General features: G+C 31.5%; 15 protein-coding genes. 8 read left to right on the top strand and 7 right to left on the bottom strand.

Translation table 11 applies throughout. The annotated features are described in order from the left end of the window. Positions 1-80 precede the first annotated feature (80 nt). A complete protein-coding gene (locus tag IUY40_RS00735; protein ID WP_195734979.1) occupies positions 81-743 on the bottom strand; it encodes an RNA methyltransferase in 663 nt (220 codons plus the stop codon). A gap of 63 nt (positions 744-806) precedes the next feature. Then, positions 807-1784, bottom strand: coding sequence for a sulfotransferase family protein (locus tag IUY40_RS00730; RefSeq protein ID WP_195734978.1), 978 nt, complete (start codon positions 1782-1784; stop codon positions 807-809). Positions 1785-2138: 354 nt separating this feature from the next. Here IUY40_RS00730 and IUY40_RS00725 point away from each other — a divergent pair, with 354 nt between their 5' ends. After that, positions 2139-2666 (top strand): hypothetical protein, encoded by a 528-nt coding sequence (locus IUY40_RS00725; protein WP_195734977.1) that lies wholly within the window; start codon positions 2139-2141, stop codon positions 2664-2666. Between the two features lie 89 nt (positions 2667-2755). Here IUY40_RS00725 and cysC read toward each other — a convergent pair whose 3' ends face one another. Beyond that, entirely contained in the window at positions 2756-3280 is a 525-nt protein-coding gene (gene cysC, locus IUY40_RS00720) for an adenylyl-sulfate kinase (RefSeq protein ID WP_195734976.1), read from the bottom strand. A 393-nt stretch (positions 3281-3673) separates the two neighbouring features. Here cysC and IUY40_RS00715 point away from each other — a divergent pair, with 393 nt between their 5' ends. From IUY40_RS00715 to IUY40_RS00700, 4 genes are all read left to right on the top strand, one after another. Next, complete coding sequence (locus IUY40_RS00715) at positions 3674-4372, top strand: NAD-dependent deacylase (RefSeq protein ID WP_195734975.1); 699 nt, start codon at positions 3674-3676, stop codon at positions 4370-4372. Between the two features lie 313 nt (positions 4373-4685). Next, positions 4686-5081 (top strand): sterol desaturase family protein, encoded by a 396-nt coding sequence (locus IUY40_RS19380; RefSeq protein ID WP_317190888.1) that lies wholly within the window; start codon positions 4686-4688, stop codon positions 5079-5081. A gap of 92 nt (positions 5082-5173) precedes the next feature. Continuing rightward, a complete protein-coding gene (gene purB / locus IUY40_RS00705) occupies positions 5174-6520 on the top strand; it encodes an adenylosuccinate lyase (protein ID WP_195734974.1) in 1347 nt (448 codons plus the stop codon). A gap of 173 nt (positions 6521-6693) precedes the next feature. Beyond that, a complete protein-coding gene (locus IUY40_RS00700) occupies positions 6694-8937 on the top strand; it encodes a cation:proton antiporter (protein ID WP_195734973.1) in 2244 nt (747 codons plus the stop codon). Positions 8938-8992: 55 nt separating this feature from the next. Here the strand turns inward: IUY40_RS00700 and IUY40_RS00695 are convergent, their stop codons facing one another. From IUY40_RS00695 to IUY40_RS00685, 3 genes are all read right to left on the bottom strand, one after another. Beyond that, a complete protein-coding gene (locus IUY40_RS00695) occupies positions 8993-9631 on the bottom strand; it encodes a peroxiredoxin (protein ID WP_195734972.1) in 639 nt (212 codons plus the stop codon). Positions 9632-9730: 99 nt separating this feature from the next. Next, the gene (locus tag IUY40_RS00690) at positions 9731-10948 is read right to left on the bottom strand and encodes an MFS transporter (protein ID WP_195734971.1); all 1218 of its coding nucleotides are present in this window, start codon (positions 10946-10948) and stop codon (positions 9731-9733) included. 32 nt (positions 10949-10980) lie between these two features. Then, positions 10981-11892: an AEC family transporter gene (locus IUY40_RS00685; RefSeq protein WP_195734970.1), complete on the bottom strand. Its 912-nt coding sequence runs from the start codon at positions 11890-11892 to the stop codon at positions 10981-10983. A 115-nt stretch (positions 11893-12007) separates the two neighbouring features. On the opposite strand from IUY40_RS00685, the gene IUY40_RS00680 reads away from it, so the two are divergent. From IUY40_RS00680 to meaB, 3 genes are all read left to right on the top strand, one after another. Beyond that, on the top strand, positions 12008-12415 hold the full coding sequence (locus tag IUY40_RS00680; RefSeq protein WP_195734969.1) for an Rrf2 family transcriptional regulator: 408 nt from the start codon (positions 12008-12010) through the stop codon (positions 12413-12415). Between the two features lie 55 nt (positions 12416-12470). Beyond that, complete coding sequence (locus IUY40_RS00675) at positions 12471-13112, top strand: NAD(P)H-binding protein (RefSeq protein WP_195734968.1); 642 nt, start codon at positions 12471-12473, stop codon at positions 13110-13112. 225 nt (positions 13113-13337) lie between these two features. Further along, positions 13338-14429, top strand: a complete 1092-nt coding sequence (meaB, locus tag IUY40_RS00670) for a methylmalonyl Co-A mutase-associated GTPase MeaB (RefSeq protein WP_195734967.1) — start codon at positions 13338-13340, stop codon at positions 14427-14429. Between the two features lie 112 nt (positions 14430-14541). Here meaB and IUY40_RS00665 read toward each other — a convergent pair whose 3' ends face one another. Further along, a complete protein-coding gene (locus IUY40_RS00665; protein ID WP_195734966.1) occupies positions 14542-16479 on the bottom strand; it encodes an LTA synthase family protein in 1938 nt (645 codons plus the stop codon). Positions 16480-16520 lie beyond the last annotated feature (41 nt).

Genomic DNA, 16520 nt, shown 5'->3' with positions numbered 1-16520 from the left:
TCTCAATTAACATTTTGAGACTGAAAACTGAAACTGAAAACTCAAAAAAATCCCCAATTACAATGTAATTGGGGATTTTTTTATTCTGGATTCTCTTCAAAATAACGAGCTTCAATTCGTTTGATATCTTTAATTGAGCTTTTGGCCCAAGCCAAACGTTTTTCTAAAATTTCATTATCAGATAAATGCCAGTCAATCTCTGTATTTCGTAATCTGCTTGTTAGATTCTGGATAATTATTGCTGCCGAAACAGAGATATTCAAGCTTTCTGTAAATCCTACCATCGGAATTTTAAGAAATCCATCGGCTTTTTGTAAAATCTCTTCTGATAAGCCATCTCTTTCCGTACCAAAAAACAAAGCACTAGGCTTAGTTATATCAAAATCCTCCAGCAAACAATCGTTTTCATGAGGCGTTGTAGCAATAATTTGATATCCTTTGTTTCTTAATGTACCAACGCAATTACTAATATTATCGAATTTATTAATATCAACCCATTTTTGGGCTCCCATAGCAATTTCTTTATCAATACTTTTACCATAACGTTGCTCTATAACATTGAGCTCCTGAATTCCAAAAACTTCACAACTGCGCATTACAGCACTGGTATTATGCATTTGAAAAATATCTTCGACAACAATGGTAAAGTGTTTTGTGCGGTTTTCGAGAACCTTTAAAAATTTGTTTTTTCGGTTTTCAGTAAGTATATTTTCAAGAAAAGCGAGGTAATCTAAATTAATCATTTCAATAGTATTTGTGGCAAAAATACTAAAAAACAGCACAATTAAGACTATAAAAACAATTTCCTATGATATAGTAACAACCGTATGTTCAGTTATACTATTATCTAATTTTTCATATAGCGTATTTGCTTTAGCCAAATCTAGTCCCAAAGTATCATTTACAAAAGTATCCCCCTTAAAAATAACATTTTCATCTTTAGAATGCCTCATTAAGCGCTCACACATTTGATCTACCTCATCTACAAAATAATCGGCATCAATAAGAGATAAAAACCGTTCTAAAACAGACTTCATCCCATCCTTATAATTATACATTGAAACATTTTTATCTGTTATATAAAAATCAAGATAAGCCTGAAAATATTTTTCTAAAACTACTGCTCCGTATTGCTGAAAACTAATTGTCTGAATCTCCTCATAACTAATTCCAAAAATAGATGCAGGCAACAAATTAGGCACCATATGCATTCCTTTAAATTTAGCATGAGATTTTAATACTTCACTTGGGTTTCTATACAGCAAGACAAAAGGCAATTTCGGGAAAATTGATCTTAATTCGTTAATTTGAAATATATGCCAGGAATCCAATTTTACAATTAAATTCTTTTCTTCAATAAATCTCTTCTGACCTAACAATCTGATGACAGATTTGACAACTTCTCTTTTTTTATCCAAATCAAAAAGATCACTTCTTATAATTTGATCAAGAATTGGAGCTTCAGAAACTACTATATTTTGAGGAGAAACAGCCAAAGACTGACAGATCATTGTAGAACCACAACGAGACACATGAAATAATAATGATTTTAATTCTGTAGAGACCAATACTTTAGACCATTCAATAAGGTTATCTACACTACTCACTACTTTATATCTGGTTGAATTATTATAATGAACTTTACATCTCATAAGAGTTTCATCAAAAAAAGGATCTACATACCTTTTATCTCCTAGATAAATCCATTCAAAATACACATCATTATCAGTTTCGACTAATTTATAGGGAATCCAATTTAAAAGGGGATGATCAGCATTTTCCATTTTTATAAAATATATTTTCTTATAAATTTATTATTAAGTTCCTACACTATTATTGCATTGTAAATATATACATTTTACAAAATTCTGACTAATAAACAGTCACTTAAGTATATTTTTTTATAAAATACAGCTAAACATTTGAAGAAGAAATTAAATACAAAACCGCTCTTTCATCCCTTTTAAAAAAGACTAAACCAACAAATTCCAAAATAACACTTACAGTATTTAAAAACAAATTAGTATGTTTGCTGGAAATAAGAAAAATCGCATATAACATTCTGAAAAACTTAACATCCTTCAATTAATTATTACTTCTTAAAAAAGGGAATAAATTAATTTTAATAAATAGAATCCATGATCAAAAAAATTCAATCACTTAGTTTAATATTTATCTTTTTATGTCTGACATCTTGCGAATCAACTAGTCCACAGCGTTTCTTTGATCAAGCAATACTAAACACAAATCTACTTAGCCAATTCGAACCCCATTATTTTGGCGATATGCTGGAAAAACATGCTTATGAGAACCCTAATCCTTCAAGTACAAAGAAAGGTAATGAAGCGCAAAAAGCTGTCGAGATTAAGATACAGCATATAGAACAGGCATTAGAAAAAATTAAAGTACTTGATGCCAATGATGAAGAAAGAAAAGCAATAAAAGAAAACTCAATTGAATTGTTTGAAACAGCACTAGCTGTTTATAAAAATGAATACCTAAAATATGCCAAATTTTGTGATGAAAAATCAACTTCGACAGAAAAAGAAGTTTTATTAAAAAAAATAGAAGAAGTTGATATGCCAAAGATTAACAACCTGATGGATTCTCTTTATCAAAAAGGAAAAGTATTTGCTGATAAACATCAAATAAATGTAAAATGGTAATATCAATAATCTATTGACTATAATATTTAACGCATAGAAACATAGTTTTACAAATCCTAGAAAAGGCGTTTTACTTAAAATTAATCGTATCAAATTATATTATCTACAATAAAACAGTAAAGCTTATCGGTTGAAACCGACACCGATTCTGAGTCGGTTTTTAGTATTAAATCTGCTTTCAAAGGGATTTCATAAACATCACTTATTCCCGTAAAATTTCTAATTTTATTGCTATCACTATCTGGTAATAATGCTTTTTTATACAAGCCTTTGGGATCTCTTTTAATTAGATTATCAATAGAACTATCCAGAAATACAGTTTTAACAAATTCATGTCGTCCTATTTCGTTTCTTAAATCTTCGTAAGGATTAATTACCGACATTAAAACGATAATTTCTGATTTAACAAAATCCTGTCCTACTCTAAACAATCGACGAACATTCTCGCATCTATCGTTTCTTGAAAACCCAAGGTCTTTACAAAGTGTTTTTCTATATATATCACCGTCGATTATTTCAACTTTATAACCTTTTTCTATTAACAAATGCCCTACATTATCTGCCAACGTAGTTTTTCCTGAACCCGATAAACCTGTAAATTGTATTAATATCATTTAAAATTATCATTATTTAAACTTTCATTTACAAAACAGCAGTAACCTAAATCCTTATCTTAGTTATTGTTACTTGTAAAAATACTAAAAAAAAATCTCGCTTTAATAAAATTATCTAAAGCTCATTTTTATACTAAAATTGACTAATTTTAACACGTTGGGTGTAATTACTTCGCTTGTTCGCTTAGTTCTCGCAAAATTTCATTTAACACATAGAAACATAGGTTTTGTACGCTCAAAAAAGGCGTTACACTTGTCTTAAATACACATAGCTAACTTTGTGAAAGAAATGTATTTCTTTTTGTTTTCTTTATTACAAATAAAATCTATGTTTCTATGTATTAAAATTAATTACACTCAACCGTTAACTTTATTTTTTTAGAAATAATCAAAATGAAAAAGAAACTAGTCGTTTTAACTGGAGCTGGAATTAGTGCAGAAAGTGGTATTAAAACCTTTCGCGATAGTGATGGGCTTTGGGAAGGTCATAATGTAATGGATGTCGCAACACCTGAAGGTTGGTACAAAAATCCTGAATTGGTTCTTGATTTTTACAATCAAAGACGCAAGCAACTAAAAGAAGTTGTGCCAAATTTAGGCCATACTATTTTGGCTGAACTCGAAAAAGATTTCGATGTACATATCATAACCCAAAATGTCGATGATTTACATGAACGCGCCGGAAGCTCCAAGGTTTTACACTTGCATGGTGAGTTACTAAAAGTAAGAAGTTCCCAAGATTTAAATTATATTTTAGATTGGCATGATGATTTATTCATAAGTCATTTAGATAAAAAAGGCAATCAGCTTCGTCCTCATATTGTTTGGTTTGGCGAAGAAGTTCCTGCCTTAGAAGAAGCAATAGAAATTGCTGAACAAGCCGATTATTTTGCTGTAATAGGGACTTCCCTGCAAGTATATCCTGCCGCAGGATTAATCTCCTATACTCCTGCAAATACACCTCTTTTTTACATTGACCCAAAACCCATTAAAATTCCGAACTTGAGAAATAAAATTGAAGTTATTCCTGAAATAGCCTCTAAGGGGATGGAAATATTAAAAATAAAACTAGCCGAAATAACAATAAAATAACAAACAGAAAACCAGAAATGATAGTACAAAAATGGCTTGAATTATTATCTAATTATGAACTATTTACCATAATATTTTTTTTCCTTCTCGAAAATTTATTACTAATGCTTTTGCAATCGGTATCGGCAAAATAATTGACCGTGAAGTCACTAAAATTAAAAAAACAGATATAAAGTGGGTTATTAGCACCTTACTATGCAATACGCTTGTAACTTTAATAGGCTATAAACTGTATCAATATCAAATTATTAAAATTGACTTTTCTACTTCATTTATTACAATAGTATTAGATACACTTTTATTAATTTTCCTAATGGATTTTTTTATGTTTTGCTTTCATTATTTGGCACACAAATTAACGTGGTTTCGTCCCATTCATCAATTGCATCATACTCATATTGATACTAACGTTTACAGCTTATTTGTTCTTAACCCAATTGAAACTTTAGGCTTTGGTGCCATATGGCTCATTATAATTTCAATTTTAGAATTTAATTGTATTAGCATAATAATCTATTTAATCCTCAATTTAACCTATGGAATTTTAGCTCATTTAAACAATGATATTTTTCCAAGTTTCTGGAATAAAAATAGTGTTACAAAATGGATTTCGACAACACAATTCCATTCGAACCATCATAAAAACGAATCTCATAATTTCGGCTTTTATTTTACTCTTTGGGACAAAATTTTTAAAACAATCATTTAAAATTGCAATGTTTAACTATAATAACTCACAACTAACTTTCAGAAGTTTTAACAATAACTTACATTTGCATCTTCAAAATTAACAACACAACAATGACTACTTTAAACGAATTGAATGCCATATCGCCAATTGACGGAAGATATAGAAACAAAACCCTTTCATTAGCTCCATTTTTCTCTGAAGAAGCGCTGATTAAATACCGGGTATTGATTGAAGTTGAATACTTTATTGCTTTATGTGAAGTGCCATTGCCACAGCTTGCAAACGTAAATTCAGCTCTTTTTGAAAGTTTGCGTAACATTTATAAAAACTTCTCTACAGAAGATGCCCTTTGGATAAAAGAAACTGAAAAAGTAACTAACCACGATGTAAAAGCCGTTGAATACTTTATTAAAGATGCTTTTGAAAAACTAGGTCTATCTGAATACAAAGAGTTTATCCACTTTGGATTAACTTCTCAAGACATTAATAATACCGCTATCCCTCTTTCTACAAAAGAAGCTTTTGAAAGAGTATATATGCCATCATTAATTACACTTACTGCAAAATTAAAAGAGTTGAGTGTAGAATGGAAAGATATTCCTATGCTTGCTCGTACTCACGGACAACCAGCCTCTCCTACTCGCTTAGGTAAAGAAATTGGCGTTTTTGTAGAACGTATCGAAGAGCAGATGCGTTTGTTATTTAATATTCCATTTGCTGCTAAATTTGGTGGAGCAACTGGAAACTACAATGCACATCATGTTGCTTACCCACAAATTGACTGGAAAAAATTCGGTGGTAATTTTGTAGAAAACATTCTTGGATTACACCACTCTTTTCCAACGACACAAATAGAACATTATGATCATTTTGCAGCATTTTTTGATGCTTTAAAAAGAATCAACAATATAATCATTGATTTAGACAGAGATATTTGGACGTATGTTTCAATGGAATATTTCAAACAAAAAATCAAAGCAGGTGAAATTGGTTCATCGGCTATGCCACATAAAGTAAACCCTATTGATTTTGAAAACTCTGAAGGAAATTTAGGAATCGCCAATGCAATATTCGAACATCTTTCGGCTAAATTACCAATTTCAAGATTACAACGTGATTTAACAGATAGTACTGTTTTAAGAAACGTTGGAGTTCCTATAGGACATACTATTATTGCTTTTGAAGCGACATTAAAAGGATTGAATAAATTACTTTTAAACGAATCTAAATTTCATGAAGATTTAGAAAAAAACTGGGCAGTCGTTGCCGAAGCAATTCAAACCATTTTACGTCGTGAAGCATATCCAAATCCATACGAGGCATTAAAAGGTTTAACGAGAACAAATGAAGCAATTGACAAAAATGCTATTCATAGTTTTATTGCAACTCTAGATGTTTCTGAAGAAATCAAAGCAGAGCTGATGAAAATTACGCCTAGCAACTTTCTAGGTATCTAAAATTTTCATTTACAGATAAAAATCTCGTTAATTATAAGTGCTTATACTATAAATAACGAGATTTTATTTTATAAAATTATCTTAAATTTAAAATTTTGAAATCCGATTACTTTCATTTTTTTTTATTTTTTGCTATCTTACGACAATTCAAAAAATAAATACAAAAAAAGTACATGCCTATGAGTCCAACAGAGACTGTAACAAATGCTACACAACATTTAGAACCACTAATTAGTGATTTAGGACTAATCTTAATGACAGCTGGAATAGCTGTACTAATTTTCAAAAAACTAAAACAGCCTTTGGTTTTAGGCTACCTAATCGCAGGATTTTTAGCAGGAAATCATATTGATTTTTTCCCTTCTGTAACCGAAAATAAAAGTGTAGAAGTTTGGGCCGAGATTGGTGTAATCATTTTACTTTTTAGTTTAGGACTCGAATTTAGCTTTAAAAAATTAATGAAAGTCGGTGGTACTGCCTCCATAACCGCAATTACTCAAATAATAACCATGGTCGCTTTAGGCTATTTGGTCGGTCAATGGATGGATTGGTCTAAAATGGATAGCATCTTTCTAGGTGTAATCTTATCAATCTCTTCTACCACCATTATTCTCAAGACGTTTGATGAATTGGGCGTCAAGGCACAAAAATTTGCTGGTATCGTAATAGGCTCCCTAATTGTACAAGACATAGTAGCTATTTTGATGATGGTTTTGCTATCGACTATTGCAGTAAGCCAACAATTTTCAGGAAGCGCTCTATTACTTTCAGTATTAAAATTAGCATTTTTCCTTACTGCTTGGTTTGTTGGAGGAATCTTCTTTATCCCCACTTTATTAAAAAAAGCGAAGCATTTATTAACAGATGAAATGTTGCTTATCATTTCACTAGCTTTGTGTTTAATGATGGTGATTTTAGCTTCAAATGTTGGTTTCTCTCCAGCTCTGGGAGCTTTTATCATGGGGTCTATTATCGCTGAAACTACACAAGCTGAACATATTGAGCATTTAATAAAACCTGTTAAAGATTTATTTGGCGCTATTTTCTTTGTATCAGTAGGAATGTTAATCAATCCTGAGATGCTTATCACGCACGCTCTTCCAGTAGCAATTTTAACACTTGTTACTATTTTTGGTCAATCAATAAGTTCTACTATAGGAGCCTTGCTCTCTGGACAACCATTAAAACAATCAGTACAAACTGGGATGAGTTTGGCTCAAATTGGAGAGTTCTCATTTATTATAGCAACTTTAGGAATGTCACTTCATGTAACGAGTGACTTTTTGTACCCAATAGTTGTTGCAGTATCAGCAGTAACCACATTTACAACCCCGTTTATGGTTAAATTTGCTGTTCCGTTCTCCGATTACTTAGAACGAAAACTACCCCGCAAATGGATCAAAAACATCAACCGTTATAGCCTTAATGCACAAGCGATAAAGTCTGTTAGTACCTGGCAAATTGTATTACGCTCTTACATTACTCAAATCATAATACATACAATAATTATAACAGCAGTTATTTTACTTTCTGCTAAGTATGTAGCTCCACTAGTTGCAGATACCCGATTTGGAAATACAATTGCTGCTCTTATTACCCTTATAGTTATTGCTCCATTTTTGTGGGCTCTTTCATTAAGACGAGTTGCAGTAAAAGAAGTTGAGCTTTTATGGGAAGAAAGAAAATACCGTGGTCCGATTATGATGATGATCTTAATACGAATCGGGTTAGGATTATTTTATGTAGGATTCCTATTGAATATCTTCTTCTCGCCCTTGGTTGCTTTTGTTGCCTTGGTTATCGCTGTAGCTGCATATCAATTTTTTCCTAAAAGACTAAACGAGCAATACCATCGAATAGAGAATCATTTCCTAAAGAATCTTAACGATCGAGAAACCACTAAAATAGATAGAAAATATGCCAACTTAACTCCTTGGGATGGGCATATGTCGATATTTGAAATTGCCAAAGAATCTAATCTAGCAGGTAAAACACTGGAAGAATTAAAAATTAGAGAAGAATTAGGAATCAATATCGCTTTTATAAAACGTGGAGATATTACTATACAAATCCCAACCAAAACCGAACGTTTGTTTCCTGGAGATGAAATATGTGTTATTGGTACAGATGCACAAGTAAATGAGTTTACAAATTATCTAACCAAAAATGAAATTGAAATACCACAAGCAGTTGAAGAATCGGAGATTGTTTTAAATCAATTAGAACTATCTGATGATGAATTTGCTAAAAAAACCATTAGTGAATTCAGACATAAAACAAATGCTTTAGTAGTTGGAATTGAAAGAAACGGTGAACGAATCCTGAATCCTGAATCACAGTTGATTTTAGAAAAAGATGATATTATTTGGGTTGTTGGTGACAAAAAAAGAATGAAACAATTCGGAAAAAAAGTATAAGGCAAAAAAAAGGTATAATGAGAATTATACCTTTTTTTATTTTCAATAACTAAACCTACTTATTAGGCTGAGGAGTCATCCTTAAATAAGGTTTTATAGAATTATGTCCTTTTGGAAACTTAGCTTCAATATCACTATCAGGAATCGATGGAGATATCACCACATCGTCACCGTCTTTCCAGTTTGCTGGTGTTGCAACACTATAATTTGCAGTTAATTGTAAACTATCAATTACACGAAGCAATTCATCAAAATTCCTTCCTGTCGATGCTGGATAAGTCAATGTTAATTTTATCTTTTTGTCATTTCCAATAATAAAAACGGAACGTACAGTGAATTTATCACTTGCATTTGGATGTAACATATCATATAAATTTGCTACTTTTTTATCTTCGTCGGCAATAATAGGATAATTTACAATTGTATTTTGAGTCTCGTTAATATCTTTAATCCATTCTAAATGTGATTCTAAACCATCTACACTTAGAGCGATAACTTTAGTATTTCTTTTTACAAATTCTGGGTAATAGTTAGCCACCGTTCCTAACTCTGTAGTACAAACAGGAGTAAAATCTGAGGGGTGAGAAAATAACACTCCCCAAGAATCCCCTAACCATTCATGAAATTTTATTGAACCTTGAGTTGTATTTGCTTCAAAATCTGGAGCTATATCTCCTAATCGTAATGTTGCCATGAGTATTTATTTAAAATTTTATTTAAAAATAAGTAAAAAAAGCACAAGGAAAACATTGCTCCTTATAAAAAAATCATAAAGTTGATAGACTGGATAGAATTATGCTTTGTTTTTAATATTAGGCAAGAAATAAGTAAGAACTCCAATTAAAGGCAAATAGGAACTTATTTTAAAAACATATTCAATAGTTGTTTGATCAGCAACATAACCTAAAATTGCCGATCCTAATCCTCCCATTCCGAAAGCAAATCCAAAGAACAAGCCCGAAATCATTCCAACTTTCCCTGGTTTTAATTCTTGTGCAAAAACCAAAATAGCAGAAAATGCTGAAGCAATTACAACTCCAATTATTACAGCTAATATTCCTGTCCAAAATAAATTTGCATAAGGCAATAATAACGTAAATGGAGCCGCACCAAGTATAGAAATCCAAATAATATACTTTCTTCCAAAACGATCTCCTAATGGCCCTCCTATTAATGTTCCTGCCGCAACAGATGCCAAGAAAACGAATAAATAAAACTGAGAATCCTGTATACTCATTCCAAACTTATCTATTAAATAGAAAGTGAAATAACTCGACATACTTGCCATATAAAAAAACTTAGAAAATATAAGAAATAGCAAAACGACAATCGAAATTGTTATTTTTTTATCAGACAAAGGAACGGTAGTTTCTTCTGAATCTATTTTTTTTGTATCTCTCAAATTCATATGATTCTCATACCAGACAGCTATTCTAGATAAAATAATAATTCCCAATATTCCTGCAATCACAAACCAAACAACATGCGATTGTCCATAAGGAGCAACTACTAAAGCCACTAATAATGGTCCTATTGCACTTCCTGCGTTTCCTCCTAATTGAAAGATGGACTGTGCCAAACCACGTTTTCCTCCTGAACCTAAAAAAGCAACTCTAGAAGCCTCTGGATGAAATATAGAAGAACCAATACCTACTAATCCAACTGATATTAATAACATCCAGAATTCATTAGATACCGACAACAGACATAAGCCTGAAATAGTAAAGACCATACCTATAACTAATGAATATAGCATTGGTTTTTTATCCGTATAAAACCCAATAAAAGGTTGTAATAAAGAAGCTGTAAGCTGAAAAACAAAAGTAATTAATCCAACTTGGGTAAAATTTAAATTGAAATTATCCTTTAATATCGGATAAGTAGCAGGGATTACTGCTTGCATTAAATCATTTAATAAATGTGCAAAGGCTATAGAAAACAATACAGAATAAACTGTTTTTTGAGCTAAAACCGAACCGTCGATTGTAGCTGTATTACTAGACGAACTCATAATAAAATTGAACTAAAAAATTAATATATAAACTAAATAAAACTCATAATAAAATACCAAAACGCAAGTGTTATAAACGAAATTGGAATTCCAAAACCAATCATCATACTACTCAATCTGGGCTTTAAACCATATGTAGAAGCTAAAATACTTCCAGTAATCATAGGCGCCATGGCCATTTCCATAATAGTGACTTTAATTATTGATGAGTTTTGTTTTAAAATAAAAACATATAATATCAAAAACAATAATGGTGTAATGATGAGCTTAAAAAACAATCCTAGCCTTAAAAACTTCCAGTGTCTGCTATTCTTTTCAAAACGAAGTTGTAAACCTACGGAAAGCAGCGCAAGAGGTGTAACCAAACTACCTAATTTTTGAAATACAAACTGAATATTCATATCAAAATCATAAGCAAAAACGTTCATAAAACAAGCAATCACAAATGTAATAAATGGAGGAAAAGTCAATATCTTCTTAGCAATTGCGAATGAATTAGGACTTCCTTTGGAATAAAATGCTGCTACAAAAACACCCAAAGTCGAAATTACAACGAAGGAACCTGGCTGATCGACCAAAATTGCCGTTTCCAACCCTGATTTCCCATACAAAGCCTCAATTATAGGATAACCAAGAAATGAAGTATTACTCAATCCAGCTGTAAGAATCAAGCATCCTATTAATTTATTTGACCACCCATACTTTTTTCCTAAAATCGAAAAAAGAAGAAATGCAACGATAAAAGAGATCCATGCTGCTCCAATAGGAAATAGCAATTCAGTACTCCATTTTATTTTCGGAATAAAAAACAATGCCAAAGCAGGAAGGCATAAATAAATTACGATTTTGTTTAACGTCTTATATATATGTATAGGGAAAGCCTTGATATTTTGCAATATAAGCCCTACAGAAATAAAAACGAAAATTAAAATAAAATTAGTCATCTTCTAAAAAAAACAAAAATACCACTTAATATCTACTTAAATTATTTAATTTTAAAGTAAATTATTTTGTTAGTTTAATATAAACCTTTAAATTTGTAACATATTTTATTACAGTATGATTTCAGGTAAATTTGCCATAACAACACATATTCTTACTTTACTATCGAAATTCCCAAATGATTACCTATCATCTGAATACATTGCGGGTAGCATTAATTTGAATCCTGTATTGGTACGAAAAGAAATTTCGAACCTTAAAAAAAATAATATTGTAGAGAGCAAAGAAGGTAAAAATGGAGGCACACGATTATTAAAACCTGCTTCGGAAATTACTTTACTGGATATTTTTAAAATAACTTTTGACACCGTAAATCTTGGTTACGCTAAAAACCAGCCCAATCCAGATTGTCCTGTTGGAAAGAAAATAAACGAAAATCTAGACTTATTATATGCTGATATAAACGAAAAAATAAATGTGCAATTAAGCACCGTTACATTAGAAACTTTTTCAAATCAGTTCTAAGCTATTTTTTTAAACCAAACTGTAACATTTTTTATTACTAATTAAATTATATATTATGAAAATCGCAATTATCGGAGCTACAGGTTTTGTTGGCTCAACTATCTTAAACGAATTAGCAAATCGCAATCATGAAATTACTGCTATTGCAAGAAATCCAAAAGATTCTATCAATGCTAAATGGATAAAAGCTGATATCCTGAACACAACTGAATTGGCAACTATACTAAAAGGAAACGATGTTGTAATTAGCGCTTATAATGCTGGTTGGACAAACCCTAATCTATATGATGATTTTATTGTTGGCTCAAAATCTATCCAGGAAGCTGTAAAACAATCGGGTGTAAAACGCTTTATTACAATTGGAGGAGCTGGGAGTTTATTTGTTGCTCCTAATTTACAAGCTGTAGATACTCCTGATTTTCCAAAAGAATATTATGCTGGAGCTTCGGCGGCGAGAGATTACTTAAATATTTTAAAAGAAGAAAAAGACTTGGATTGGGCATTTTTCAGCCCTGCTTTCGAGATGCACCCAGGAATTACTACTGGTAGAACTGGTAAATATCGTTTGGGATTAGACAACCCCGTTTTTGATCAAAATCAAAGAAGTATTATATCTGTAGAGGATTTGGCAGTAGCAATTGCCGATGAAGCTGAAACTCCTAAACATCACCAAGTGCGTTTCACCGCAGCATATTAATTTTTTATTCAGTCACAACCCGAGAGATAGCCAACAGGCAAAGCAATTAAACGAGTTTTCTCGAATTTGAATATTCTATAGAATGTTCACCAGCTGTTATTTATATAAAAAACAGTAAAACAAGCAAAATTCGGGGGTAAAAACACATAAACAGTTTCAAAAGCTATTTTCTACTTTTGAAACTGTTTATGTTTTGATTACTTTTACCTTTTAAAATAAAAGAGTTTGTCTGCACATAAAAAACAAGGAAGTAGTTTAAATGAAAAGCCTGGAATTTCGCAACCTGAAATTACCAGCGAAACATCAATTGAGCAAATTCAACATTTTAGACGAATTCAACCTTCTGCACAAGAATTGGTTTCTGGTATTTTATCTGGAAACATAACTGCATTAAGTAGAGCAATTACACTTATAGAAAGTACCAATCCTGATCATTTAGCCAAAGCAAATGAAATAATAAACAGTTGCCTACCTCATGCCAATCAATCGGTTCGAATAGGGATTACGGGAGTACCAGGCGTTGGAAAAAGCACTTTTATTGAAGCTTTTGGCATAAAACTCACCCAATTAGGAAAAAAACTAGCTGTTCTTGCGGTTGATCCAAGCAGTTCGTTCTCACACGGAAGTATTCTTGGTGATAAAACCCGAATGGAAGAACTTGTTAAAGATAAGAATGCTTTTATCAGACCTAGTGCTTCTGGTGACACTCTCGGTGGTGTTGCCCGAAAAACAAGGGAAACAATTATTCTTTGTGAAGCAGCTGGATTTGATACAATATTGATAGAAACCGTAGGCGTTGGACAAAGTGAAACTGCTGTTCACAGTATGGTAGATTTTTTCTTATTATTAAAAATCGCTGGTGCTGGCGATGAATTACAAGGGATTAAAAGAGGGATTATGGAAATGGCAGATGCAATTGTTATAAACAAAGCCGATGGAGATAATATTAAAAAGGCAAGATTAGCAAAAATGGAGTTTAATAGAGCATTGCATTTATTTCCTGCCAAAAAATCAGGATGGCAACCTACTGTCGCAACTTGTAGTGCCATCACTCATGAAGGAATTCCAGAAGTTTGGCAAACGATTCTTGATTATTTAGAAATGGCAAAAAGTACTTATTATTTTCAAGAAAAAAGAAAAGAGCAAAATCAATTTTGGATGATGGAAACCATAAATGAACAATTAAAAAACAACTTTTATAATCATCCCGAAATCATAGCCGAACTTGATAAAAACAAAAAAGCAGTGCAAAATGATGAAATTTCACCTTTTGCAGCTGCTAGTATTTTATTGGAGTTGTTTAGAAAAAGGTCCTAAAATTCTAAGGTACTAAGTAATTAAAGACTCAGAAACTTAGAACTTAGTTTTTTGTCAGTTCGGAGCGGAGTCGAGAAATCATAAAGCATTTCGACTCCTCTCAATGTGACAATTATTTCTTCTTTCTAAGCTTATACTTATTCTGTTTGTATAAATTCCCTGCTGTTATTACATGTGCCAAAGCATCTTTTGCAAATTCTTCGTCTAGTTTAACTGGAATTAGAGTAGTATCATTTTTAATTTCAAATTGCAATGGTTGTAAATTCGGTTGCATGATTACAACCTTATTCTCTACTCTAAAAGCATTAATATCATTAAATTGCATAATAGACCTTCCTTTTGCATCTGGTCCTATTTTAGTTAAATTTCTTCCTACCATTGGCGTTTCGAACTGTGCTCCAATGTAACTTAATAAGGTAGGAGGAATATCAATCTGACTAGCTAATTTATCATATGCTTTTCCTTTAGGAACTCCTGGTCCCATGATTAAAGCGGGAATATGAAATTTATTTATCGGAACTAAATTCTTTCCGTATGTTCGTGTATTGTGATCTGCAATTACAATAAAAATAGTATTCTTAAAGTATTCTTCTTTTTTAGCCATTTCGAAAAATTTACCAATCGAAAAATCGGCATATTTCATAGCGTTATTAACCGTTGCAGGTTTCTTATCGTATGGCTTAATTCTTCCTTCTGGGTATTCAAATGGCTCGTGATTGGAAGTCGAAAACATTAATGAGAAGAATGGTTTATCTCCTTTGGCTTTAAAATAATTATTTGCTTTTACAACCAAATCTTCATCTGAATATCCCCAAGTTCCTTTAAAAGCATATTTATGTCCATCGCTATCAAAATCTTCTTGATCAACAATATCTTCAAAACCATTTCCATTAAAAAAAGAAGCCATATTATCGAAATTGGCCATTCCACCATATATAAAACTAGTTTCGTATCCTTTTTGTTTTAAGGCAGCTGCCAAAGTGAAGAAACCTTGTTGTGAGTTTCCTAATTTCACTACACTTTCTGAAGGTGAAGGAAGAAATCCTGTAACTACAGCTTCAATTCCTCGGACACTACGCGTTCCCGTACAATATAAATTTGTAAAAAGTAATCCTTCTTTTGAAAGCTTATCAAACTCTGGTGTTAATGGCTTACCTCCTAAAATCCCAACATATTCTGCTCCAAGACTTTCTTGCAAAAATATAACCAAATTATATGGCCTTTTTAAAAGTGTATCTGGATTTTGAATATGTAGAAATGGAATTTCCGCATCTGTAAAATCATTAGAATTTACTGTCATGTACTTTTTTACACGAGCAATAGCTTCTGCTTCTTCCATTTTACCATACATCTTAGTATTTCCTTCATTTTTAATAGAGTAAGCTGCAAAAGCGACTGTATAAAATGAATTTAACCCTAAAGTATTTGTTAACTGATCTGTAGAAAAAACCGCATTACTTGCATTAATTGGTCGCTTAGATGTAAGGCTTGAACGCGCTCCTAAAAATAACAGAAAAGCTACTAATGGGAATACAATTAATTTGAATTTATAATTAGCTGGATGTGTATGAAAATATTTCTTCCCTTTCTTAAAAGCAAAATACACTACAACTCCTAAGATTAAGAAAGTAATGATTATAGACATTAAATAACTTTTTAAAAGCATCCCTACTACTTCTCTTGGGTATATCAAATAATCTAAGAATATTTTATTAGGACGTGTGTCATATTGCTTCACAAAATCTGGTGTCGCCAATTCTACAAAAAGAATCAGAAAAAGGAATAAGAAACTATAAACCACCAAAAACTTATTTGTGAATTTGATACAGTTATTAGGCAATATAGTAACTAAAAGTGCTGGAATAAATGACAAATAACATAATAAAATTAAATCCATTCGTAACCCAATCGGGAAAATATACCAGAAATTTGGAGTTTCAACAACTCTATCCTTAAATATGAAAAATAAAAACACTCGACTTAATGTAGTAATTAGCAATCCAATTGCTATAAAATTAAAAATCGGTTTTAAAAAAGCGAATTTTTTCATTTAATAAGGATTTTTTAAAGTATTGAAAAAAATATTTTAAT

The organism is Flavobacterium sp. ALJ2 (assembly GCF_015594725.1).
GTDB lineage: Bacteria > Bacteroidota > Bacteroidia > Flavobacteriales > Flavobacteriaceae > Flavobacterium.
This window is presented reverse-complemented; position numbering and strand designations above follow the sequence as displayed.